This window comes from Streptomyces sp. NPDC002643 (assembly GCF_053592555.1).
The window spans coordinates 23,253-45,284 of the sequence record NZ_JBSFVY010000056.1 but is presented as its reverse complement, the minus strand read 5'-3'; the positions used below and the strand labels follow the sequence as shown (position 1 = coordinate 45,284).

18 protein-coding genes and 1 pseudogene are annotated in these 22,032 nt (G+C 71.4%); 12 read left to right on the top strand and 7 right to left on the bottom strand.

Annotated elements, in window-relative coordinates:
- Positions 1-292, top strand: a pseudogene (locus ACWD4G_RS43515) (hypothetical protein); the annotation flags it as partial.
- A complete protein-coding gene (locus ACWD4G_RS43510; RefSeq protein WP_451303892.1) occupies positions 289-1,401 on the top strand; it encodes a sensor histidine kinase in 1,113 nt (370 codons plus the stop codon). The pseudogene ACWD4G_RS43515 and the gene ACWD4G_RS43510, both read left to right, overlap by 4 nt.
- Positions 1,402-1,432: 31 nt before the next feature.
- On the opposite strand, the gene ACWD4G_RS43505 is transcribed toward ACWD4G_RS43510, so the two are convergent.
- A complete protein-coding gene (locus ACWD4G_RS43505; protein ID WP_451303890.1) occupies positions 1,433-2,434 on the bottom strand; it encodes an NAD-dependent epimerase/dehydratase family protein in 1,002 nt (333 codons plus the stop codon).
- A gap of 229 nt (positions 2,435-2,663) precedes the next feature.
- On the opposite strand from ACWD4G_RS43505, the gene ACWD4G_RS43500 reads away from it, so the two are divergent.
- Together ACWD4G_RS43500 and ACWD4G_RS43495 are read left to right on the top strand one after the other, a co-directional pair.
- The gene (locus ACWD4G_RS43500) at positions 2,664-3,752 is read left to right on the top strand and encodes a PP2C family protein-serine/threonine phosphatase (RefSeq protein ID WP_451303888.1); all 1,089 of its coding nucleotides are present in this window, start codon (positions 2,664-2,666) and stop codon (positions 3,750-3,752) included.
- Positions 3,753-3,816: 64 nt separating this feature from the next.
- Entirely contained in the window at positions 3,817-4,323 is a 507-nt protein-coding gene (locus tag ACWD4G_RS43495) for a MarR family winged helix-turn-helix transcriptional regulator (RefSeq protein WP_451303887.1), read from the top strand.
- A gap of 7 nt (positions 4,324-4,330) precedes the next feature.
- Here the strand turns inward: ACWD4G_RS43495 and ACWD4G_RS43490 are convergent, their stop codons facing one another.
- Positions 4,331-5,083, bottom strand: a complete 753-nt coding sequence (locus tag ACWD4G_RS43490) for a DUF4142 domain-containing protein (protein WP_451303885.1) — start codon at positions 5,081-5,083, stop codon at positions 4,331-4,333.
- A 370-nt stretch (positions 5,084-5,453) separates the two neighbouring features.
- Between ACWD4G_RS43490 and ACWD4G_RS43485 the strand changes: the two genes are divergently transcribed.
- Positions 5,454-6,977: an ABC transporter substrate-binding protein gene (locus ACWD4G_RS43485; protein ID WP_451303883.1), complete on the top strand. Its 1,524-nt coding sequence runs from the start codon at positions 5,454-5,456 to the stop codon at positions 6,975-6,977.
- Positions 6,978-6,983: 6 nt separating this feature from the next.
- Entirely contained in the window at positions 6,984-8,750 is a 1,767-nt protein-coding gene (locus ACWD4G_RS43480; RefSeq protein WP_451303881.1) for an ABC transporter permease subunit, read from the top strand.
- A gap of 79 nt (positions 8,751-8,829) precedes the next feature.
- Here ACWD4G_RS43480 and ACWD4G_RS43475 read toward each other — a convergent pair whose 3' ends face one another.
- Positions 8,830-9,972 (bottom strand): substrate-binding domain-containing protein, encoded by a 1,143-nt coding sequence (locus ACWD4G_RS43475; protein ID WP_451303879.1) that lies wholly within the window; start codon positions 9,970-9,972, stop codon positions 8,830-8,832.
- Between the two features lie 332 nt (positions 9,973-10,304).
- Here ACWD4G_RS43475 and ACWD4G_RS43470 point away from each other — a divergent pair, with 332 nt between their 5' ends.
- From ACWD4G_RS43470 to ACWD4G_RS43450, 5 genes are all read left to right on the top strand, one after another.
- Positions 10,305-12,860 carry an ATP-binding protein gene (locus ACWD4G_RS43470; RefSeq protein ID WP_451303877.1) on the top strand — a complete coding sequence of 852 codons (2,556 nt, stop codon included), beginning with the start codon at positions 10,305-10,307 and terminating at the stop codon, positions 12,858-12,860.
- A complete protein-coding gene (locus tag ACWD4G_RS43465) occupies positions 12,857-13,333 on the top strand; it encodes a roadblock/LC7 domain-containing protein (RefSeq protein ID WP_451303875.1) in 477 nt (158 codons plus the stop codon). The genes ACWD4G_RS43470 and ACWD4G_RS43465 overlap by 4 nt, the downstream gene beginning before the upstream one ends.
- Before the next feature lie 26 nt (positions 13,334-13,359).
- Positions 13,360-13,833 (top strand): DUF742 domain-containing protein, encoded by a 474-nt coding sequence (locus ACWD4G_RS43460; RefSeq protein WP_451303873.1) that lies wholly within the window; start codon positions 13,360-13,362, stop codon positions 13,831-13,833.
- Positions 13,781-14,392: a GTP-binding protein gene (locus ACWD4G_RS43455; RefSeq protein WP_451303871.1), complete on the top strand. Its 612-nt coding sequence runs from the start codon at positions 13,781-13,783 to the stop codon at positions 14,390-14,392. Before ACWD4G_RS43460 ends, ACWD4G_RS43455 begins: the two co-directional genes overlap by 53 nt.
- Before the next feature lie 123 nt (positions 14,393-14,515).
- Positions 14,516-14,911 (top strand): DoxX family protein, encoded by a 396-nt coding sequence (locus ACWD4G_RS43450; protein WP_451303869.1) that lies wholly within the window; start codon positions 14,516-14,518, stop codon positions 14,909-14,911.
- 177 nt (positions 14,912-15,088) lie between these two features.
- Here the strand turns inward: ACWD4G_RS43450 and ACWD4G_RS43445 are convergent, their stop codons facing one another.
- Complete coding sequence (locus ACWD4G_RS43445) at positions 15,089-16,603, bottom strand: FAD-binding oxidoreductase (protein ID WP_451303867.1); 1,515 nt, start codon at positions 16,601-16,603, stop codon at positions 15,089-15,091.
- A 558-nt stretch (positions 16,604-17,161) separates the two neighbouring features.
- Between ACWD4G_RS43445 and ACWD4G_RS43440 the strand changes: the two genes are divergently transcribed.
- Positions 17,162-18,376: a lactonase family protein gene (locus ACWD4G_RS43440; RefSeq protein ID WP_451303865.1), complete on the top strand. Its 1,215-nt coding sequence runs from the start codon at positions 17,162-17,164 to the stop codon at positions 18,374-18,376.
- 97 nt (positions 18,377-18,473) lie between these two features.
- Here the strand turns inward: ACWD4G_RS43440 and ACWD4G_RS43435 are convergent, their stop codons facing one another.
- The 3 genes from ACWD4G_RS43435 to ACWD4G_RS43425 form a co-directional block, all read right to left on the bottom strand.
- Positions 18,474-18,920, bottom strand: a complete 447-nt coding sequence (locus ACWD4G_RS43435) for a CBS domain-containing protein (protein WP_451303863.1) — start codon at positions 18,918-18,920, stop codon at positions 18,474-18,476.
- Entirely contained in the window at positions 18,907-20,142 is a 1,236-nt protein-coding gene (locus ACWD4G_RS43430; protein ID WP_451303861.1) for a cation:proton antiporter, read from the bottom strand. Before ACWD4G_RS43430 ends, ACWD4G_RS43435 begins: the two co-directional genes overlap by 14 nt.
- A 206-nt stretch (positions 20,143-20,348) precedes the next feature.
- Positions 20,349-21,854, bottom strand: coding sequence for a SulP family inorganic anion transporter (locus tag ACWD4G_RS43425; protein WP_451303898.1), 1,506 nt, complete (start codon positions 21,852-21,854; stop codon positions 20,349-20,351).
- Positions 21,855-22,032 lie beyond the last annotated feature (178 nt).

The window sequence follows — 22,032 nt, the reverse complement described above, 5'->3', positions numbered from 1 at the left end:
CATGCGGCCCTTGGCCGGTGGCGACTTCACCGGCAGCCCGGCCGCCGAAGACCCCGCCCGGCCTTCGGTTGGCGGTGGTCCCATGCGGCCCTTGGTCGGTGGCGGCTCCTCCGGCAGCCCGGCCGCCGAAGACCTCACCCGGCCCTCGGCCGGCGGCGGCCTCGCCGGGGCCCGGGTCGACGGCGGTCACGACCGACCCCCAAGCGACGGTGACGCCCGGCCACCCGCCCGCCACGACAGGGGCGACCGCGCCCCCTCCGCCCACCACCGGAACGAGGAGGCGCGGCCATGAAGGACACCCTGCTCATGGCCCTCATCGCCTTCCTGGGGGCCGCTGCCGCCGGGCTGCTCGGCGCGGGTGCGCTGCGGCTGCTGCGGCGCCGCTCCCTCATCGCGTCGCTCACGGTGGTCGCCGCCGTCGCGGTGGGTGCGATGCTCGCCGGGACCCTGGCTGTGGCGTGGGCGATGTTCCTCTCCCCGCACGACCTGTCGGTCGTCACCACGGTCGTGGCGATGGCCGCGGTGGTCTCGCTGGCCACCGCGCTGCTGCTCGGCCGCTGGGTCGTCGCCCGCAGCCGCGCCCTCCAACTCGCCGCCCGCTCCTTCGGCGACGGCGGCTCCTTCGCCGCCCCGGACGGCCCGGCCACCGCCGAACTCGCCTCCCTCAGCGCCGAGTTGGCGGCCACCAGCGCGAAACTCACCGAGTCCCGGCAGCGGGAGCGCGCCCTGGAGTCCTCCCGGCGCGAACTCGTCGCCTGGATCTCCCACGACCTGCGCACCCCGCTCGCCGGTCTGCGCGCGATGGCCGAGGCCCTGGAGGACGGCGTCGCCGCCGACCCCGCCCGCTATCTCACACAGATCCGCACCGAGGTCGAGCGCCTCAACGGCATGGTCGGCGACCTCTTCGAACTCTCCCGCATCCACGCCGGCGCCCTGGCCCTCACCCCGTCCCGGATGTCCGTCTACGACCTGATCGGCGACGCCCTCGCCGGGGTGTACCCCCTGGCCCACGAACACGGGGTGCGGCTCGTCGGCGACCGTGTCGAGCCGCTGCCGGTAGAGGTGGACGGCAAGGAGATGAGCCGGGTCCTCGGCAACCTCCTGGTCAACGCGATCCGCCGCACCCCCGCCGACGGCACCGTCATGGTGGCCGCCGAACGCTCCCCCGACGGCGTGGTGCTCTCCGTGACGGACGGCTGCGGAGGCATCCCCGAGGAGGACCTGCCCCGCGTCTTCGACACCGGCTGGCGCGGCACCCACGCCCGTACGCCCCCGGCGGGCGCCGGCCTCGGCCTCGCCATCGTCCGCGGCATCGTCGAGGCCCATCAGGGCCGCACCACGGTCCACAACATCCCCGGCGGCTGCCGCTTCGAGGTGGTACTGCCCGCGGCCGCTTCCTGAAAGCGGGCAGCACCACCGGTGCTGGGCGGGGTCACGCGCCCCGCATCCCGCAGCGCGCGAACTCCCGCATCCCGTCGGCGAAGCCGACCTCCGGCTTCCACCCCAGCTCCGAACGCAGCCGGGACGAGTCCGCCGTGATGTGCCGTACGTCGCCCAGCCGGTACTCCCCGGTCACCACGGGCTCCGGCCCGCCGTACGCGTCGGCCAGCGCCGCCGCCATCTCCCCGACCGTGTGCGGCTCACCGCTGCCGGTGTTGAACGCCGTGAGCGCCCCGTCCCGGACCTCGGCCTCCAACGCGACCACATTGGCGGCGGCCACATCCCGTACATGCACGAAGTCCCGCCGCTGCCGCCCGTCCTCGAACACCCGGGGCGCCTCGCCGCGCGCCAGCGCCGACCGGAAGAAGGAGGCCACCCCGGCGTACGGGGTGTCGCGGGGCATCCGGGGCCCGTACACGTTGTGGTAGCGCAGCGACACCGCCGTACCGCCCGTCGTACGCGCCCACGCCGCCGCGAGATGCTCCTGGGCGAGCTTGGTCGTGGCGTACACATTGCGCGGATCGACCGGCGCCTCCTCACTCACGAGCCCGGGTGACAACTCGGCCCCGCACACCGGGCACAGTGGCTCGAAGCGGCCTGCCGCGAGATCGTCGGCCTCACGCGGCCCCGGCCGCACCACCCCGTGCCGCCCGCACTCGTACCGCCCCTCCCCGTACACCACCATCGACCCCGCCAGCACCAGCCGCCGCACCCCCGCGTCGGCCATCGCGGCCAACAGCACCGCCGTACCCAGGTCGTTGCGGGAGACGTACTCCGGCGCGTCGGCGAATCCCGTGCCCAGACCGACCATCGCCGCCTGATGACACACGGCGTCCACCCCGACGAGCGCCCGGCCGACCGCCCCCCGGTCCCGCACATCCGCGCCCGTGTCCACCGACACGTCGAACACGACGGGCTCGTGCCCGCCCTCCACCAGCACATCCACCACATGGGACCCGATGAACCCGGCACCGCCGGTGACCAGTACACGCATACGGCCACGCTAGGTCCGCCCACCCGCGGCACCCCGCGTCCACGCCCGTCACGTCACGCTTCCGTAAGGGCCGCACAGGGATCGGCCGGTGGCCGGCCCTCGGACTCGATTGGGTAAAGGGGCGGGTTGAGGGCCCCGCGATCGGGACAACCTTTGCATAGTCTCAGAGTGAGGAGGGGCGCCTGAGCAGGGCGGCTCTCCGGTGCCGGGCCCGCCGCTGGAGTACGCCATGACCGAGAAGAACCCGCCGTCCGGCGGCAGACTGCTGTCCGCGATGCCGGTCGCGGTGATGGCCGTGGTGACGGGGGTGGACGTCGTGGCCGGACCCGGTGTGGGGCTGCTGCCGCTGGTGTCGCTCGGCCCGGCCTTCTCCGGGCTCGTCGGGGGCTGGCGGCGTACCGCGGTGATCGGCGTGGTGGCGCTGGTGCTGTGCGTGGCACTCGGTCTGTACAACGGGCAGTTCGAACAGCGCCGGGGCTTCGCCGCCCTGGGATCGGTGGCAGGTGTCACCGGTGTGGCCATCGCCGCCGCGGTGATGCGTTCGCGCCGGGAGGCGGAGCTGGCCGGTGTCCGCTCGATCGCCGAGGTCGCCCAGCGGGTGCTGCTGCGGCCGGTGCCCCTGACGGCGGGCCCGTTGCAGATGGCGGTCTCGTACACCTCCGCCGTCGCCGAGGCGAGGATCGGCGGTGATCTGTACGAGGTGGTCGCCTCGCCGCACGGTGTCCGGGTGATCGTCGGCGATGTGCAGGGCAAGGGGCTGGCCGCGGTCGAGACGGCCGCCGTGGTGCTCGGCGCCTTCCGGGAGGCCGCCCATGACGAGCCCGATCTGGTGGGGCTCGGCGAGCGGCTGGAGCGCAGCCTGGCGCGCGAGTTGGAGGGGGAGACGTTCGTCACCGCGGTCCTCGCCGAGATCGGCACCGACCACGAGGCCGTCTTCCTCAACTACGGCCACCCGGCCCCGATGCGGGTACGCCGCGACGGCACCGTCGACTTCCCGCAACCACCCACCTACGCCTTACCCCTGGGGCTCGGCGCCCACGGAGGCGACGGGCCGAAGCCGTACCCGGTGGCGTTCGGGCCCGGTGAGCAACTGCTGCTGTACACCGACGGCGTGACCGAGGCCCGGGACGAACACGGCTCCTTCTATCCGCTCGCCGACGGGGCCCACCTGCTGGCGTGTTCCGACCCGCACAGCGCGTTGGACGCGTTGCGGGAGGACGTGGTGCGCCACGCGGGCGGGCCGACCCATGATGACGCCGCCATGCTCCTGCTGCGCTACCACGGTCATGGAAAGGGAAAATCTCACCGGGGCGATTGAGTGCGCACGCGCCATGCCGCGTAGAAAGGGAGGCATGGCGGAGCGCGAAACCCCTGTGAGGGGCATGGACGATGTCGATGCGGTCACGCGAGCGGTGCTGACCGCGTCACGGCTATTGGTGGCGGTCTCCGCGCGTTCGTTGGCCGAGGTCGAGGAGCGGGTGACGCTGCCGCAGTTCCGCATGCTGGTGGCGCTGTCCACCCGGGGCGCCACCAAGCTCGTCGTCCTCGCGGACCTGCTCAGGGTGGCGCCGTCCACCGCCATGCGCATGGTCGACCGGCTGATCGCCGCCGGCCTCGCCGACCGTCAGGTCAACCCTGACAATCGCCGCGAGACCATGCTCATGCTCACCGAGGAGGGGCGCCGCACCGTCGCGGACGTCATGGCCCGGCGCCGTACCGAGATCGCACAGATCGTCGAACGCCTCGACCCCGGGCAGCGCGCGGCACTCGTCGACGCGCTCACGGCGTTCAACGAGGCGGGCGGGGAGCCCCCGGCCCCGGCGGTGGACGACCCGGAGCCGTATCCGCTGGGCTGGGTCGTGGACACGGCGGTGGGGCGCGGCGTCTGAGGGCCCCTCACCCCTCCGGTGACGGCGACGGCGACGACGGCGTGGCCGTCGGGGCACTGGTCCGCACATCCAGATCCGGACGAGGACTCAGGACGACCATCGGGGCACCCGGCTGCGGCACGGGCGGCGTGACCTGGTCGCTGGGCAGCTTCGGCGGGTTGGTCTGCTGGTAGTTGACGTTCTCGTGGTTGACCAGACCGGTCTTCTCCAGCACGGTGATGTGGTCCAGCACGGTGTCGTTGGCGAGGTCGGCCAACTGGCGCACGAGGGTGTTCCTCGTACTGGCGCGGATCTTGGCGATCGTCGGGAAGATCTGGCCGTGCGTGACCCGCATGATGGTCACGGCGGTGGAGTCGAACTCCTTGTCGCTGGCCACCTTCACCGTCTCCACGAACTGCTGCTGTTGCGGGCTCGCCTGGTTGTTGAGGGTGATGCCCAGCTCCGGAGCGATCTTGCGGCACATCTCGTCGAGCCCGGCATGCCCCACCACCAGGTGCTCGCCGGCCTCCTTCATCTCCGGAGTCGTACCGCGCTCCATGGCCATCTCGCCGAGCGGGTACTCCCACAGCCCCGCCGACCGCACCTTGATCACGAAGTCCCGGTCCGCCTCCGTCAGCGGCCCGTAGGCCGTGTTGGCGATGATCCGCTCCGATCCCGTGGCCGTCTTCTCGATGCCCAGCATGGCGGGGTAGGCGAGCGCGGCGACGGTCAGCACCAGACCGCCGCTCACAAAAATCGTTCCGATGTTCCATGTACGCATGACATCTCCTGGCAGCGGGTGGCCGCACCCGGCGGCTCCGATACGGCACACCGGAGCCGCCGGTGCGACTGGGTCGCCAGGGGGTACGGATGAGACGCCCGAATGAATCATTGCGCTGGGTAAATTTTGCAGTGTGCTCAGAACGGTTGGTGTGGCCATGCGCTTCGCTCCCCTCTGACCTGCGGGAACGCGGGGTGGTGCGAGCCGGGGGAGGTGAAACGCGGCCCGGCCCCCGGCGCGGTCTCGATGGTTGAGATTTCAGCTACCCCCGTCAGGTGAAGTAAGCCTTGCCTTATATGCTGTCTTGGCCCCTTCACCCCATCCGGTGCTCCCGGGGGTCTACCGTTTTCTCCCGCACGACAGGACCCCCATGCGTACGACCTCCCGCGGCCTCTTCGCGGTGCTCGCCCTCACCCCGCTGCTGGCCGGCTGTTTCGTCTCCGGTGAGGACGGCTCGGGCACGGACGGCGACGGCGGATCGGCGGGGCGGCTGAGGGTCGCTCTCGCGGTGCCGCCGGTGCAGGCGCTGTCGCCGTACAGCAACGACGCCACCGTGCTGAGCAAGCTGTCCGTGGCCGAGGGCCTGACGGCGCTGGACGAGGACGGCGCCGCCGCGCCCGCGCTGGCGAAGTCCTGGAAGCGGACGAACGACACCACCTGGACCTTCGAACTGCGTAAGGCCACCTTCCAGGACGGCACGGACGTCACCGCCGAGTCCGTCGTGAACGCGCTCGACCACGCGGGCGCCGCCGAGACCAAGCCCCGCGTCCTCAGCGATGTGACCCTCACCGCGAAGGCCGAGGACGCCGACACCGTCACCATCACCACCAAGACCGCCGACCCGGTCCTCCCCCTGCGGCTCGCCAGCCCGGCGCTGGGCATCCTCTCCGCCAAGGCGTACGGCGAGGACGGCACCGTCAGCCCGGTCGGCACCGGCACCGGCCCCTTCGAGATCACGAAGCTCACCGGCAAGTCCAAGGCCACCCTCGACCGTTACGACGGCTACTGGGGCGGCGAGGCCGCGGCGCCCGGCATCGACGTGACCTGGATCGCCGACGGCACCGCCCGCGCCAACGCCCTGCGCTCCGGCGACGTCGACATCGCCGAGTGGATACCCACCGCCCAGGCGAAGCTGCTGGACGCCGACACCCGTCACGAGGTGCCGTCCGTACGGACCGACAGCCTCGTGCTCAACACCGGCAGCGGCCTGTTCACCGACCCGGCGCTGCGCGCGGCGGCCCGCGAGGCCGTGGACGGCTCCGCCCTCGTCGACTCGGTGTTCGGCGGGTACGCCGACCCCGCGCAGGGCCTGTTCGGGCCCGCCGTGTCCTGGGCCGCCGACAACCGCGTCGACGTCACCCGCCGCGCCGACGCCGCGACCACCGCCGAGGTCGAGGACGGGACGAAGGGCAAGACCCTGCGTCTGGCCACCTACACCAACCGCGCCGAGCTGCCCGAGGCCGCCACCGTCCTGCAACAGCAGCTGGAGAAGGCCGGGTTCACCGTGAAGCAGGACGTACGCGAGTACACACAGATGGAGGCCGACCTCCTCGCCGGCAAGTACGACGCGCTCGTCTTCTCCCGGGTCACGCTCCTCGACACCGGCGACGCGGTCGCGTACCTGGCGAGCGACTACACGAGCGACGGCGTCTACAACATCGCCGCCCTGAAGGACTCCGAGGTGGACAAGGCCATCAAGTCCGCCGCCGAGGAGGGCGACACGACGAAGCGCCGGCAGAAGATCATGGCGGCCGAGGCGGAGATCCTGCGCACCGACGCCGTCGTCCCGCTGGTCCACGAGAAGGTCGTCCAGGGCATCGCCACGGAGGTCGAGGGCGTGCTCCTCGACCCGCGCGAGCGCTCCCTGATCGACCTCGACACCCGCCTGAAGTAGCCGCTGATGAGCGCCACATCGGCCGGGGCGGACACCCGACCCTCCCGGTGGCGCGCGGGCCTCGGCCGCCTCACGGCCGGGGCCGCGCTGCTGACGGCCGTGGCCCTGCTGCCCTGGCTGTCCGGGAACGACCCCGCGCTGACCGTCCTGCGCGCCCGCTCCGCCGACCAGGACCCGACGCCCGCGCAACTGGCCGCCGTACGGGAGCAACTCGGCCTGGACGAGGGTCCGTTCACCCATCTCGCGCAGTGGCTGGGCGGACTGCCGCAGGGTGACGCGGGCACCTCCTGGGTGTCGGGCGAGGCGGTCCTGCCCGAGGTGACGGCCGCCTTCGCGGTCTCCTTCACCTTGATGCTCGGCGCACTCGTGGTCACGGTCGCGGTCGCCGCGCTGGTCAGCGCCCGCACCCTGTACCTCGGCTCCCGGCGGCGCCTGCACCGGGGGAGAGGCGCCGCCGGTACGGCCGTCCTCGCCGCGCTGCCCAAGTTCCTGCTCGCCTCACTGCTCGCCACCGTGCTCGGGGTGTGGCTCGGCTGGTTCCCGTCCAGCGGGTGGGAGGGGCCGCCGTCCATGGTGCTGCCCTCGCTCGCCCTCGGCGTCCCCTCCGGCGCGATGATCGGAGGCCTGCTCGACCAGTCGCTGCCCGCCGCCTTCAACGAACCCTGGGCCCGGACCTGGTACGCCTACGGCTTCGCACCCGGCCATGTCGCCCGCCACGCGCTGCGCCGCACCCTGGCCGGCGTTCTCCCCCAACTCCTGCCCACGGTCGTGGCGTTGGTCGGCGGTGCCGTCGCCGTCGAGAAGATCTTCAACATCCCCGGGCTCGGACGTCTCGCGCTGGACGCCGCCATCGCCCAGGACCTCCCGCCCCTGCAGACCGCGACCCTGGCCCTGGTCCTGCTCGGCATGGCGGCCGGTCTCCTCATCCAGGCCCTGCGCCGAACCCTCCTCGGCCCCGCCCTGCGCGACGGCGCCCTGCCCGCCCCGCACACCCCGGCCCTGCCACGAAGCCGCTCCACCCACTGGATCGCCGCGGCCTGCGCCGTCGCCCTGCTCACCCTCGTCGTCGCCGGACTGCTGCGCGACCCCCTGTACGTGGACACGACCGCCCGGCTGCTCCCGCCCTCGACCGCGCACCCGCTGGGCACCGACTCGCTCGGCCGTGATCTGCTGGCCCGGCTGGGCCACGGAGCGCTGCGTACGGTGGGCGTGGCCCTCGCCGTCACGGTGGCGTGCACCGTCATCGGACTACTGCTCGGTACGGCGGCACAGCTGGGCGCGGGCCTGACGGAAGTGATGTCGACGGTGCCGGCGGTCCTCGCCGGACTGCTGACGACCGCCGTGACCGGCCCGTCGGTCGGGGGCGCCGCACTCGCGGTCTGCCTGGTCGGCTGGACCCCCTACGCCGCCCAGGCGGCCGCCCTGATCGAACAGGAACGGGCCAGCGGCCACCTGCTCGCCTCCCTCTCCTTCGGCGCCGGTCCCCGCTATCTGCTCCGCCACCACCTGCTGCCCGCCGTCCTGCCCGCCGTCCTGCGCAACGCCCTGCTGCGCCTGCCCACCACGGTCCTCGTGCTGGCCTCCCTCGGCTTCCTCGGCCTGGGCGAACAGCCGCCCACCGCCGAATGGGGCCGCCTGTTGTCGGAGAACCAGCCGTACGTCGAACTGGCCCCCTGGACCGTACTCGGCCCCGCCGGCGCCCTCGTCCTGCTCTCCGTCCTCGCCGTCTCCGGCACGACCGCGGGCCGAGGAGACCGCACGAGACGCCGCTGAACGGCGACCGCGCCTCGCCCTCAGCTGCGCCGCCCGCCCTCAGCCGTGCCGCCCGCAGTGACTTCCCGTTTGCGAACTCCTACTTGTTCCAGATTCTGCGGTACGCCTGGCGGTAGCCCTCGGAGTCCCAGGACAGTGCGCCTCCGCTGTTGGCCGCGGTGGTGATGTGGACGGGGGCGACGTACCCGCTGGCGGTCTCGCCCGCGAAGGCGCGGTTGAACTCGTCGATGATCTGCCATCCCTGTTCGGACAAGGGCTCGGGCACGGTGGCGGACTGGTACTTCTTGCCGTTGATGCGCTGGAAGGCCGACGGATCGCCGTCGCCCGCACCGATGTTGAACGGTGCGCCGTCGCCCTTCCCGCCGGCGGCGCGCAGCGCGGGGGCGGCGTGGTCGAAGTACAGGTCGTTGATGGCGGCGGAGTAGGTCCAGCGGTCGCCGAGGCGGGAGTGGAGGGCGGAAACCTTGTCGAGCGTACGGCTGTTGGCTTCGGGGATGGGGATGTCCTCGTAGCTCAGCAGATCGACGTCGGGGCAGGTGGCGAGTTCCTTCTTGATCAGATCCGACTTCCGCTTCGCGAACGGTATCGAGGCGTCGGTGAACAGCACCACGCCCGCACGGCCGGCCGAGCGGGCGATGATCCAGTCGGCGCTGATCTTCGCGACGTCCTCGACCCTGGTGGTGATGTTGCTGAAGAGCTTCGGGTCCTCGCTGGGGCCGGGGGCGGCGGTGGCGTGCCAGCCGATCAGCCAGATGCCCGCGGCGCCGGCCTGTTCGACCTGCTTGGCAACGGACTTGGGGTCGAAGCCGCCGACGACGATGCCGGAGGGCTTGAGGGCGAGGGCCTCGGCGAAGGCGGACCGGATACCGGCGGATGTGCCCTGCCCGTCGAACGTGCGGACGTCCCAGCCGATGACCTCGGCCGCCTCCTGAACACCCTTGGCCACGCCGGAAACACCGGGGTTGGTCATCGTCTGGGCGACATAGGCGATGGTCCTGTCGGCAACGGCTTTGGGCCCGGTGGTGGGGCCGCTCCAGGGGGCGTTGACGTCCTCGGCCTTCTTGACGGCCTGCCGCGCCTCGGCGAGGACGGCGGGGCAACCGGGTTCCTGGGAGGCGGTGGTGGCCGCCGAGGTCGTCGAACCGCTCTCGCAGCCGACGACGGTCGAGGCCACGGCCAGGAACGTGACGGCTGCCGCAGTCGCTTTGCGGATGGGGTGCACGGGGTCTCCTCACGGAGCACGAGGGGGTATTACGGGATCGCGTGGGGGGAGGAGACCGAACCGGCCAACGGCCGGAACCGCAACGGTCACGACGACGCCTCCGGCTGCGGCCCGGAGTTGTCGCGGTGGGAATGTAGCAGGGCTCCCACCAGGTGTTCCACGGGCGGTGCGGCACTCGGTAGGCGCGTATGAACAATTCGTAATCACGTATTGATTACGTACAGGCTCAAAGCGATCACACAGGCGGTAGTCTCCGACCGACGAGATCCGGACACGTGACGTGAATCAGTAGCCCACGTTCCGGTTCCGATCGCTCACCGAAGGAGATCAGCGTGTCCGCGAACCCAGTGGAGCCGCCACCCGGACACCTGGACCGGACTCCTCCATTCCGTCGCAGGGCGGGAAACGTTCTCGCCCGGTGGCCGTTCCGGCGGAAACTCAACATCCTCGTCGTCGCGCCCATCGCGGTCGTCGGTGTACTCCTCGGCATCGGTGTCACCGGCCAGATGCAACAGGCCCGCGACGCCGCCCGGGTCGCCGAACTCGTCCGGGACAGCGAAGAGGTCGCCACGCTCATCAACGACGTACAGGCCGAACACCGGCTGGCCCTGCTGCTGTCCGTGCAGTACGACGCCGCCCGCCCCGGAGCCGCCCGGCCGTCGACCACCGCCTACCGCGAGGCACAGCAGGCCACCGACGCGCAGGTCGCCGCCGTGCGCTCCGCGTTCGGGGCCGGTCTGCCGGCCGAGGAGAAACAGGCACTCGACTACATCACCGGCCTCGACGTCCTGCGCGAGAAGCTCGGCCGGGACTACGTGCCCGCCGCCAACATCGACCCCGCGTACGCCGCCGCGGTCGGCTATCTCATCGACGGCATCGGACTCGACGGCTTCTCCACGACCTCCGAGTCCTCGGTCACCAATCTGCTGGACGCCGTACTACGCGCCGACGCCGCCCACGCGGCCTTCGAGAGCGCGGTGTTCTCCGCGCAGACCCGGGACGCCAACGCCCTCACCGAGTACACGCGCGCGGCCGGCGCCCACGAGCTGTACACGTACCAGGCGGACCGCTTCGGCCGGATCGCCACGCCGGAGCAGGTCCTGCGCATGGGCGGCATCGAGCGCGCCGCCGAACAGAACGACATCACCTCCCAGTTCGCGGAGCTCCAGATCGATCCGGGCTCCCTGCAGTCGCAGACCACACGGGAGCTGCGCAAGAAGATCACCGCCGGTCAGCGGCAGGCCGACACCCGTCTCGGCATCACCCGGACACTGATCGGACAGACCGCCGCCCAGGCCGACTCCGTCTCCGCGAACGCCCTGAGCAGGGCATGGACCATGCTCGGCGCGGCCCTGCTCGGCTTCGCCGCCTGGCTGGCCTTCTGCGTCCTGGTCCGGCGCTCGGTCATCCGCCCCCTCACGGCCCTGACCGGCTCCGCCCAGCAGGTGGTCGAGGCCGCCGACGACGAACTCGCCCATGTCGCGGACGACGAACTCGCCGACAGCACCCCGTTCAGACCGCGGCCCATCCCCGTCCCCGTCCGCGACGAGATCGGCCAGCTCGCCGAGGCGTTCAACCGTGTGCAGGTCACCTCCGCCGCGCTGCTGGAGCGGCAGGTGCTCAGCCGACGCAACGTGGCCGAGATGTTCGGCAACGTCGGACGCCGGGTCAGCAATCTGACCACCCGCCAACTGCTGCTGATCGACGCCGTGGAACGCGAGGAGACCGACCCCGACCTCCTCGACCGGCTCTACCGCATCGACCACATCGCCGTACGCCTCCAGCGCAACGCCGACAGCCTGATGCTGCTCGCCGGAATCCGCGAGACCGACGTCGAGGCCCGGCCGACCACCCTGGCCGACGTCATACGCTCGGGCCTCGGCCGCATCGAGGGATACCAGCGGGTGTCCCTGCGCTCCGAGACGGACATCACCGTCGGACCCGACATCACCGGCGACCTGACGCTGATGCTCGCCGAACTGCTGGAGAACGCGGTCGCGTTCTCCCCGTCCGACACCCCCGTCGAGGTGGTCGTCCGGCCCGGCACCGATGTCACCAAGGACGGCGGGGCACTGGTCGAGGTCATCGACCACGGCCTCGGCATGAGCGCCGAACGCCTCGCCGAGGAGAACGCCCGGCTCGTCCGCCGGGAACGCCTCGACCTCGTACCGACCAAGGTGCTCGGCCTCTTCGTGGTCGGCAGCCTCGCCCGCCGCCTGGGACTGCGCGTCACCCTGAGCCGTACCCCCGGCGGTGGTGTCACCAGCACCGTCTGGATACCCTCCGCGCTCCTGCTGGCCATCAGCCCCATGGACGCCGGGGCGCCCACCGGGGGCCCGACCGGGACGGTGGAGGCGTTCACGACGAAGCCCGAGCGCAAGGCGGCGACACCCGCACCGGTCGCCGCTGCCGCCCCCGCACCGGCGGCCGTCACCACCGCTCCCGCACCGGCCACCGGCACCGCTCCCGAGCGGCGGCCGATCGCCCTCTCACCCCAGGGCGACCTGCCCCGACGCATCCCGTCCCGCCCCGGCACGGGGAAGACGGCCGGCCCCGGTGGACCCGCCACGACGGCGACAACCCGACCACTGCGACGGCGGGTTCGGGGCGCGACCCTCGCCGTCACCACCCCGGCGGCCGACCGGAGCGTCACCGAGATACGACGGCCCGCCGACGCCGACGCCGTCCGCGCGGAACTCGACGAATTCGAGGCCGCCGTACGCCGGGCCGAGCGGGACAGCGCCGCGCCCCCGGACCTCACCGGCACCGCCGCGCCCCCCGACCCCACCGTGCCCCCGGACGCGAACAGCACCACCGCGCTTCCGGACACCACCAGCACCACCGCGACACCAGAGAACCCCAGAAGGCCAGAAGGAGACGGGCAGTGACCACGTCGACAGGTGACAGCACCCCCGAGCAGACGAAGCCCACCGACCTGCGAACCGCGGCGGCCGACTTCACCTGGCTGCTCGACCGTTTCGCCACGGACACCGCCGGCGTCGTCGACGCCATCGCGGTCTCGTCCGACGGACTGCTGATAGCCGTCTCCCAACTGCGCGACAGATCCGACTCCGAGCGGCTCGCCGCGATCGTGTCCGGCATCACCAGCCTCGCCGCCGGCGTCTCCGGCAACTACAGCCTCGGCGGCCTCAACAAGGTCATCATCGACCTGGAGGGCGGCCATGTACTGGTGTCGGCCATCGGCAACGGCGCCGTGCTCGGTGTCGTCGCCTCCAAGGAGGCCAAACTGGGCAACATCGCCTACGAGATGACCCTCTTCGCCAACCGCGCGGGCACCGCGCTCACGCCCCAACTGGTGATGGAGCTGAAGAACAGCGTCGGCTCCGCACCGGTCCGCTGAACCGTCCCGCGAGGCAGGAGATCGCCATGGCCGTCGGCGGGCGAGAACCGCATGAGGCAGCACAGGACACGTGGGACGGCTCACCGGAGCCGGAGACCTGGGACGGTTCGCCGGAGCCGGTCGGCCGCGCCCCCGCCGTCCGGCCGTTCCTGCTGACCGCCGGCCGGGTGTCGGGGGGAGGAACAGCGGCGTCCATCCCGATCGAGACCCAGATCGTGGCGACCTCGGCCGGGCTCTCCGTCCTCGGAGCCCTCTCCTTCGAACACCACGACATCGTCGCCGCCTGCCGACGGCCGCAGTCGGTGGCGGAACTGGCCGCCCGTCTGCGACTGCACCTCAACGTGGTCCGAGTGCTCACCGAAGACCTGTGTGCCGCGGGCCACCTGGCGGTCTACGTTCCGAACGCCGGTGTCGCCCAGGACATCTCCGTACTGCGAAGGGTTATCAATGGTCTCCGTGCCGTCCCCGACTCACCGGGCACACTCCGCGACAGCGGTTGAGCAACCCCCGCTGCCGGTCAAGCTGGTCATCGCCGGCGGCTTCGGGGTCGGCAAGACCACCACCGTCGGCTCGATCTCCGAGATACGACCGCTCACCACGGAGGCCGCGATCACCGAGGTCGCCGCGGGGGTGGACGATCTCACGCACACCCCCGGCAAGACGACCACCACCGTCGCCATGGACTTCGGCTGCATCACCCTCGACCCGACCCTGAAGCTGTATCTGTTCGGCACACCGGGCCAGGACCGCTTCGGCTTCATGTGGGACGACATCGTCGAAGGCGCGCTCGGCGCCCTGGTCATCGTCGACACCCGCCGCCTCGACGACTGCTACGCGGCCGTCGACTACTTCGAGCACAAGCACATCCCCTTCGCGGTCGCCGTCAACGCCTTCGACGGAGAGGTCGAGCACGAACTGGAGGAGGTGCGCTGGGCCCTGGACATCGCCGAGCACGTCCCCCTGATCGTCTTCGACGCCCGCAGAACCGGCTCGGTCCGCGACGCTCTCCTCGTCGTACTGGACGTCGCCCTCACCCGAGCCGAAGCGAGAACCCGCTGAGAACGCCGGGCACCGACGCCCAACTCCGCGAAGCCGCCGGTGGATTCCGTGAACCGGAAAGTCGGCACATACATAGGAGAAAACGGAACACCCGCGCGTAGCCGACAGATCCAAGGAGTACCCATGAGCAGCAGCCCGCGCCTCGACGACTGGCTCACGACGCGGCAACCCCTCGTCCTGGGGCTCTTCCGCATCGTCCTGGGCCTGTTGTTCGCCAGCGAGGGCGCCGCCACGGTCTTCGGGATACTGGACCGCGAGGCGAGCCCGGTCGGTGACTGGCCGTTCTGGTACGCCGGAGTCATCGAGTTGATCTGTGGCGTTCTCCTCCTCCTCGGCCTAGTGACCCGCGCTGCCGCGTTCATCAGCTCCGGCATCATGGCCTTCGCCTACTTCACGGAACACCAGAAGGACGGCCTCTTCCCCCTCCAGAACGGCGGCCTCGCCCCCGCCCTCTTCTGCTGGGGCTTCCTCCTCCTGGTCTTCACCGGCCCGGGCGCGCTCTCACTGCACCGTCGATAGTCACCGGTCTCGCCTTCCAGAACGTGCAAAAGGGCCAGGGCCTCGGGAACTCTCGGTCTTCCACGACCACGCCCGTATCGCGAACTCCTACGGCCTGGCCGAGCCCGCCAACTGGTGACACCCGCGACCGGGCGGTTCGCGGGTGTACCCGATGGTGACGTCGACACCGGCGCTGTCTCAGACGCGGGGACGGCCGACGGCCTGTTGATAGCGGAACAGGGCGGCGGGGTCGTAGCGCCGCTTGACGGCGACCAGACGGTCGTAGTTGCGGCCGTAGTAGGCGTGCCGCCAGTCGTACAGGTCAGGGTCGGGGAAGTTGACGTAGGCCGCGTGGGTACGGAAGTGGCGGCGGAGCATGTGGTGGGCGGTGCGCGTCTGTTCCAGGAGGGCGCGTACCTCGCCGGGCGGGGTGCCGGGCGTCCAGTGGGTGCCGATGTCGATGACGAAGGTCGCGCCGCGGTGCGGGTAGGCCGTCTCGTCCGGACGGGGAGCGGCGCTGTCGCCGCCCATGGCGAACAAGGTCACATAGCCGGTGGCCCGGCCGGGTCCCGGTTGCCAGCCGCGTGTCCAGTCGGCGACGGCGGCCACCGTGTCGGCGGTCGGCCACTGGTCGGGGACGAGGGACTTGGAGGCGTAGGCATCCTTCGCTCCGAGGGGTTCCATGAGGTAGTCCTGCGCGGACCAGAATCCGCGTTCCTCGATGAAGGTCCGCGTCGGTCGCAGCCGCAGAAGGGACGTGAACAGGCGTCGCAGGACGCTCTCGTCGCCGAGCCGCTGCCCGAGGAGCCACAGCGTGGTGGTGCCGTCGCCGGCGTGCTTGAAGCCGATCCGTACGTCGAAGTCGTTGCCGCGGTCCGCGTCGAGGATGTGCCGCAGTTCTTCCATCACCTGCACGCCCGCGTCCAGTGCGAACGTCAGATCGAAGACGGTGGCGCGCAGCCGGGCGACGGACACGGCGTCGAAGACGAAGCCCGTGTTGACGCCGAAGTTGCCGCCGGCTCCGCCCCGGCAGGCCCAGAAGAGGTCGGCGTTCTCGTCGTCGGCCGCGCGCACCAGTGTGCCGTCGGCGAGGACGACCCGGGTCTCGGTGAGCCGGTCGCAGGTCAGGCCCCACTTACGGTCGTTGAACCCGAGCCCGCCGCCCAGGGTCAGCCCGGCGACGCCCACCTCCGGGCACCGCCCGCCGGGGAAGTACAGGTTGGCCGCACGGGCCGCGTACACGTCCGAGTTCGTGGCGCCGCCGCCCAGCCGCAGCCGCCGCCCTTGTGGAACGACCTCGTTCAGTGCGCGCAGACTGATCACCAGACCGGGAGTGGTGGAGTAGCCCGCGTAGTTGTGGCCCCCGGAGCGGGGTGCGAAGGGCACGCCGTGCTTGGCGCACCACCGGATCGCGACCGCCACGTCGCCCTCGGTCGCGCAGACGAGGACACCGGCCGGGCGGACAGACGCGTAACGCTGGTTGTCGGGCGTCGCCCGTGCCGTGTACTCCGCGCTCCCCGGGCGGTGGAGACCGGCGGCCGGGCTGAGACTCCGCCTCAGTTCACGCCACGCGGCCGGCTCGACACCCTCGCCCGCGAAGAGGGGACGGGTGGGGGCGGTCGCGCCCGCACGCCCGCCGCCCAGCCCGATCAGGCTCCCGGCGGCCACGACGGCCGCTCCGGTGAGCAGTACTTCTCGTCGGCCGGTCTCCACAGGCGAACCCCTTCGCGGTGAGCTCGGACACCGGGCGGCGGGCCCGGGCGCAAGCGGCGGAAGCCCTGGTCGGTGGGCCGGACCCACGATGAGGGCACACCGCGACAGCCACCCACCGTGACACCGCAGAACTACGGGGATTCACGCGAACGGAGCGAGTCAACCGCATGTGCGGGACAACGGGGTCGCGGGCGGACCGCGACGAGGACGGACCTGCTGACGGGGCGTCCGGCGGCCGACGTGTCGACCGCACCTCGGTGTTCTGCCGACGTCACTCCTGGGCGCCTGACGGTCGGCCGCCGGACGGCCCGCCCGATCATTGCACAGTGCAAAACGAGGCGCCAGCGGCGCACGACCCGCACCGAGAACTCGGTGACCGCCCGGTGGGCCCAGGGCGGTCGTCACCTGCACGTCAGGGGTTGGCCGTCACCCGCACGTCAGGGTTATTACGAGAACCTGACGTGGACACGGAATCCCTTCAGTCCCAGGCACCTCGTGGGCAACTCTGGCTCCGCGCGCCACCGTTCGAGGGTGGCGGAGGGGTTTGAGGAGCGATGTATGAGCAGGCACACCAGGCGCAGGTCCGCGTTACAGGTTCGGCTGACCGTCGCGGGAGCCGCGGTCCTCGCCACGGCGGCGGCCGCGGTGACGGTGACGGTCGCCTCGGCGGGCGAGACCGGCCACCGGTACGCGGGCTCGGGGGAGACCGGCGCCGATCACGCCGTGTTCGTGCAGGGCAACGAACTCGACGGCAACACCATCCACGTCTTCAAGCGCGGCGACGACGGCACACTGGCCGCCGCCGGCCGCTACACCACCGGTGGCAGGGGCGGCGACCAGGTCGACGCGCCCACCGACTCCCTGGCCTCCCAGGGCTCGCTCGTCTACGACGACACCTCGGGACGACTGCTGGCGGTCAACGCGGGCAGCGGCACGGTGACCTCGTTCCGGGTCGAGGGCCAAAAGCTGACGGACCGGCAGGTGGTGGATTCCGGGGGCGACTTCCCCGCGTCGATCGCGGTCTCCGGCAGGCTGGCGTACGTCATGAACGCGGGCGGGGAGGGAAACGTGCGGGGTTTCCGGATCACCGCCCACGGGCTGAAGCCCCTCTCGGATTCGCGGCGCTCCCTGGGGCTGGACAACGAGGCGGTGCCGCTGTTCAGCAGTTCGCCCGGGCAGGTCGCGTTCACCCCCGACGGCCGGGCGCTCGTCGTGACCACCAAGTCCGCGAACACCGTCGAGGTCTTCCCCCTGGGACGTGACGGGCGCCCGGCGAAGGCGCCGGTCGTCAACGACTCCGCCGGCGGGGTGCCGTTCGCGATCACCTTCGACCGGCGGGGCCGGATGCTGGTGGCCGAGGCGGAGAAGTCGACGGTCAGCACCTACGAGGTGCGTGCCGACGGCACCCTGAAGGCCGTTCAGGAACCGCTGGCCAACGGCCAGGAGACGCTGTGCTGGCTGGAGCGCGCCGGGGACTTCTTCTACGGCGGCAACACCGGCAACTCCACGGTCAGCGGCTACCGCATGGACGAGGGCGGGCGCCTGGCCCTCACCGACGACGTGGGTGTGGCGACGCCGCCGTCGGCCCGGTCGCAGGGCGTCATCGACCTGGCCGTGACGGAGGACGAGAAGTTCCTGTACGTCCAGAACGCCGTCTCCGGAACGGTCGACGGCTTCCGCGTCGGCGAGGACGGCTCCCTCACCAAGGTCACCACCGCCACAGGACTGCCCGCCTTCGCCGAGTCCGGCATGGAGGGCATCGCCGCGGTGTAAAGGGAAAGCGGCCACCGCGGTGTCGGCGCCCCGGACCTCCTCCGGGGCGCCGAGTCGCGTGGGACCCCGCTGACGGATTCGGCCGGGCACGGGCCGTTCACGTCCGGCCGATGAGCACGTGCAACAGACGGGCGGCCGTCACGGCGCCCGCCAACCAGGCCTGGTCGCCGTCGTGTTCGACGACGGCGACCAGGGGGCTGTGTGTTCGGGCCATGAGGTCCGCGATCTGCGCGACACTCGCGTCCGCCCCGACCGTCGGCGGCGCGTCCCGGTGCGGTGGCAGCCACTGCACCACCGTGAGCCCCTCGCCTCCCTTCCGTACCTCGGCGGGAGCCTCGCTGCGGCCCACCGCTGTCTCCCGCACACCCTCGGGCCGGAGCCGTCCGACGAGGTGCGCGCAGGGCACGATGGCGTACGGCCTGGCGTCGGCGTCGACGACCAGCAGTGCCGGCAGCCCGTGCAGGGCCAGCAGACGGATCGCGTGAGCGGCGTCCTCGTCGGTGGTGACGTACGGATAGGGCTCGGCGAGGTCACGCGCCGACACGGTCGGCCTCCTCGGTGGGACGAGGCTCGCTCTCGCCACCGGGCACACCCGCGAGGCCGTCGACGTGGAAGAGGCGGGCGATCGGTACGTCGGTGGAGCTGTGCGCGACGATCGAGAAGGCGACGCACACGGCGATGAGGGTGAACGCCTCCTCGCCCCGCGGTATCCCGGCCTGGAGTACGAGCAGCCCGTACACCACCGACGCGAAGCCCTTGGGTCCGAACCAGGCGGCGACGAGCTTCTCCTGCCGGGTGAACCGGGTGCCGAGCAGCGACAGCAGCAGCGACGCCGGGCGGATCAGCACGATGGCCAGGACGACGGCGACGTAGCCGCCGAAGGACAGGTCACCGAACAACGACGGGGTCAGCAGCGCGCCGAACACCAGCAGGGCCGCGAACTTCGCCAGCTCCGCCAGCGCCTCGCCCAGCGGCTCGAACGCCCTCTTCGCCTCCGGTGAGCGGGCGGTGAGCACGGCACCGGCGGAGAACGCGGCGAGGTAGGGGTTGGCGTGTGTGAGGTGGCAGACCGCGTAGAGGATCACGCCGATGGCGAGCGGCAGCAGCGGCTGGAGCTTGGGCTCGGCGCCCAGCAGCCGGAACCGTACGAGTTCGATGACGACGTAGGGCAGGACGATCCCGAAGACCAGCCCGAGGACCAGCTCCAGGGCGATCTTCCCCGGGGACGCCTCGGCGTGCCCGGAGGTCGGTCCGGCCGCCGCGATCAGGATGAGCACGACCGGCAGGGCGAGCCCGTCGTTGATGCCGCTCTCCACGTTCAGCAACTGCCGCAGCTTCGACGGCACTTCCTCGCGGCCGACGATCGCGGAGGCGAACACCGGGTCGGTGGGCGCGAGGACCGCACCGACCAGGAAGGACGTCGTCCAGTCCAGGCCCACCAGGTAGTGGGTGATCAGCGCCATGCCGATGAACGCCAGCGGCATGCCCAGCCCGAGCGCGCGGGCCGGGTTGCGCCAGTTCGCGCGCAGTTTCGGGAAGGAGACGTGCATGCCGTCGGTGAACAGCACGGCGAACAGGGCCAGATCGGCCGTGACGGACACGATCCCGCTGTCCGGAGTGATGTGTATCCAGCCCAGGAAGCCATCGCTGACGAGCGCGCCGCCGACCAGGAACAGCAGCGACGTCGACAGCACCGTGCGGGCGGCCAGACCCGACAGCAGCACCGCGATCAGCAGCGCCACCCCGAAGACCACGACGAGCACCATGACCACGACCCCCGATCGGCAAGGGACCCGAGGAGAGTTCTCCTCGGACCGCCGACCAGACTTCCCGGCACACCGCGAGGAACCTACCCGTCCTTGACGCGTCGTTGACAGGTCCTTGGCGCGCAACCCCGGCCCCTGTACGTTGCCGGATTCCGGCAGGGTGTGCCGTCCGGAGGGGGTACGTCACCGCATGGGGGCCGGTTCGGTCAGTGGCCTGCCGTGAGCTCGCCGCTGAGTTTTTCGTGCAGGTGCGCGCTGGGTTCGTTGAGGCCGGTGATCTCGACCGTCTTGCCGCGCTGGGCGTACTTGGCCTCGATGGCGTCCAGCGCGGCGACCGAGGAGGCGTCCCAGACATGGGCGGCGGACAGATCGATGACGACCCGTTCGGGGTCGGTGGCGTAGTCGAACCGTCCGACCAGGTCGCCCACGGACGCGAAGAACAGCTCACCCGTCACCCGGTAGACGACCATGCCGCCGTCGGGGTCGGTGACGGCGGTGACCTCGGCGAGACGGGAGACGCGCTTGGCGAAGATCACCATGGCGGTGAGGGAGCCGGCGACGACGCCGATGGCGAGGTTGTGGGTGGCGACGACGCACGCGACGGTGATCGCCATGACGGTGATCTCACCGGCGGGCATCCGCTTGAGCGTCTTCGGGGCGATGGAATGCCAGTCGAAGGTCGCGAACGACACCATGACCATGACGGCGACCAGCGCGGCCATGGGGATGTCGGAGACGACCGGGCCGAAGACGACGCACAGCACCATCAGGAACGCGCCCGCCAGGAAGGTCGACAGACGGGTGCGTGCGCCGGACACCTTCACGTTGATCATCGTCTGGCCGATCATGGCGCAGCCGCCCATGCCCCCGAAGAACCCGGTGACGATGTTGGCGACGCCCTGCCCGATGGACTCGCGGGTCTTGGAGGAACGGGTGTCGGTGATGTCGTCGACCAGTTTGGCCGTCATCAGCGACTCCATCAGACCGACCAGGGCCATGGCGAAGGCGTACGGGGCGATCGTCGTGAGGGTTTCGACGGTGAACGGCACGTCCGGCAGGCCGGGCGCGGGGAGGGAGGACGGCAACCGGCCCTTGTCGCCCACCGTCGGCACGGCGATCCCGGCGGCGACCGTGACGACGGTGAGGATCACGATCGACACCAGCGGCGCCGGAACCACGGTGGTGACCCTCGGGAAGAACACCATCAGCGCCAGCCCGGCCCCGATCAGCGGATAGACCGGCCACGGCACATCGGTCATCTCCGGCACCTGTGCCATGAAGATGAGGATGGCCAGGGAGTTGACGAAGCCGACCATCACCGAGCGCGGAATGAACCGCATGAGCTTCGCCACCCCGAGCGCGCCCAGGGCCACCTGGAAGACTCCGGCGAGGATCACCGCGGCGACGAGGTGGCCGAAGCCGTGCTCGCGGTTCAGCGGCGCGATGACGAGGGCGACCGCGCCGGTGGCGGCGGAGATCATGGCCCGGCGTCCGCCGACGACCGCGATGGTGACGGCCATGGTGAAGGAGGTGAACAGGCCGACCGCCGGGTCCACCCCGGCGATGACCGAGAAGGAGATCGCCTCGGGGATCAGCGCGAGCGCGACGACCAGACCGGCCAGCACCTCGGTGCGCCAGACCTTCGGGTCGCCGGACCAGTCGGGGAGCACGGCCCGCAGCCGCGTGGCGGAGCTCGGTACGGAGGAGGACAAGGAAGCGGTCACCCGTCGTGCTCGGGCACACCCCCGCGGTGGGACTGGGGCGTGCGAAGGACAGCGCGGAACACCGGGCCGGCATCCCGCGGTCGGCCCGCCGGAGCGGGGCCTGGGAGTCGAGGACAGAGCGAAGGCCGACGGCGGAGAGCGAGATACGCCGGACCGGCGCGTCGCG

Excerpts from the sequence above, each read along its gene's own strand:
- ACWD4G_RS43510 (WP_451303892.1), top strand. The coding sequence starts at position 289 with ATGAAGGACACCCTGCTCATGGCCCTCATCGCCTTCCTGGGGGCCGCT.
- ACWD4G_RS43505 (WP_451303890.1), bottom strand. The coding sequence starts at position 2,434 with ATGCGTGTACTGGTCACCGGCGGTGCCGGGTTCATCGGGTCCCATGTG.
- ACWD4G_RS43500 (WP_451303888.1), top strand. The coding sequence starts at position 2,664 with ATGACCGAGAAGAACCCGCCGTCCGGCGGCAGACTGCTGTCCGCGATG.
- ACWD4G_RS43495 (WP_451303887.1), top strand. The coding sequence starts at position 3,817 with ATGGACGATGTCGATGCGGTCACGCGAGCGGTGCTGACCGCGTCACGG.
- ACWD4G_RS43490 (WP_451303885.1), bottom strand. The coding sequence starts at position 5,083 with ATGCGTACATGGAACATCGGAACGATTTTTGTGAGCGGCGGTCTGGTG.
- ACWD4G_RS43485 (WP_451303883.1), top strand. The coding sequence starts at position 5,454 with ATGCGTACGACCTCCCGCGGCCTCTTCGCGGTGCTCGCCCTCACCCCG.
- ACWD4G_RS43480 (WP_451303881.1), top strand. The coding sequence starts at position 6,984 with ATGAGCGCCACATCGGCCGGGGCGGACACCCGACCCTCCCGGTGGCGC.
- ACWD4G_RS43460 (WP_451303873.1), top strand. The coding sequence starts at position 13,360 with ATGGCCGTCGGCGGGCGAGAACCGCATGAGGCAGCACAGGACACGTGG.
- ACWD4G_RS43455 (WP_451303871.1), top strand. The coding sequence starts at position 13,781 with ATGGTCTCCGTGCCGTCCCCGACTCACCGGGCACACTCCGCGACAGCG.
- ACWD4G_RS43450 (WP_451303869.1), top strand. The coding sequence starts at position 14,516 with ATGAGCAGCAGCCCGCGCCTCGACGACTGGCTCACGACGCGGCAACCC.
- ACWD4G_RS43440 (WP_451303865.1), top strand. The coding sequence starts at position 17,162 with ATGAGCAGGCACACCAGGCGCAGGTCCGCGTTACAGGTTCGGCTGACC.
- ACWD4G_RS43430 (WP_451303861.1), bottom strand. The coding sequence starts at position 20,142 with ATGGTGCTCGTCGTGGTCTTCGGGGTGGCGCTGCTGATCGCGGTGCTG.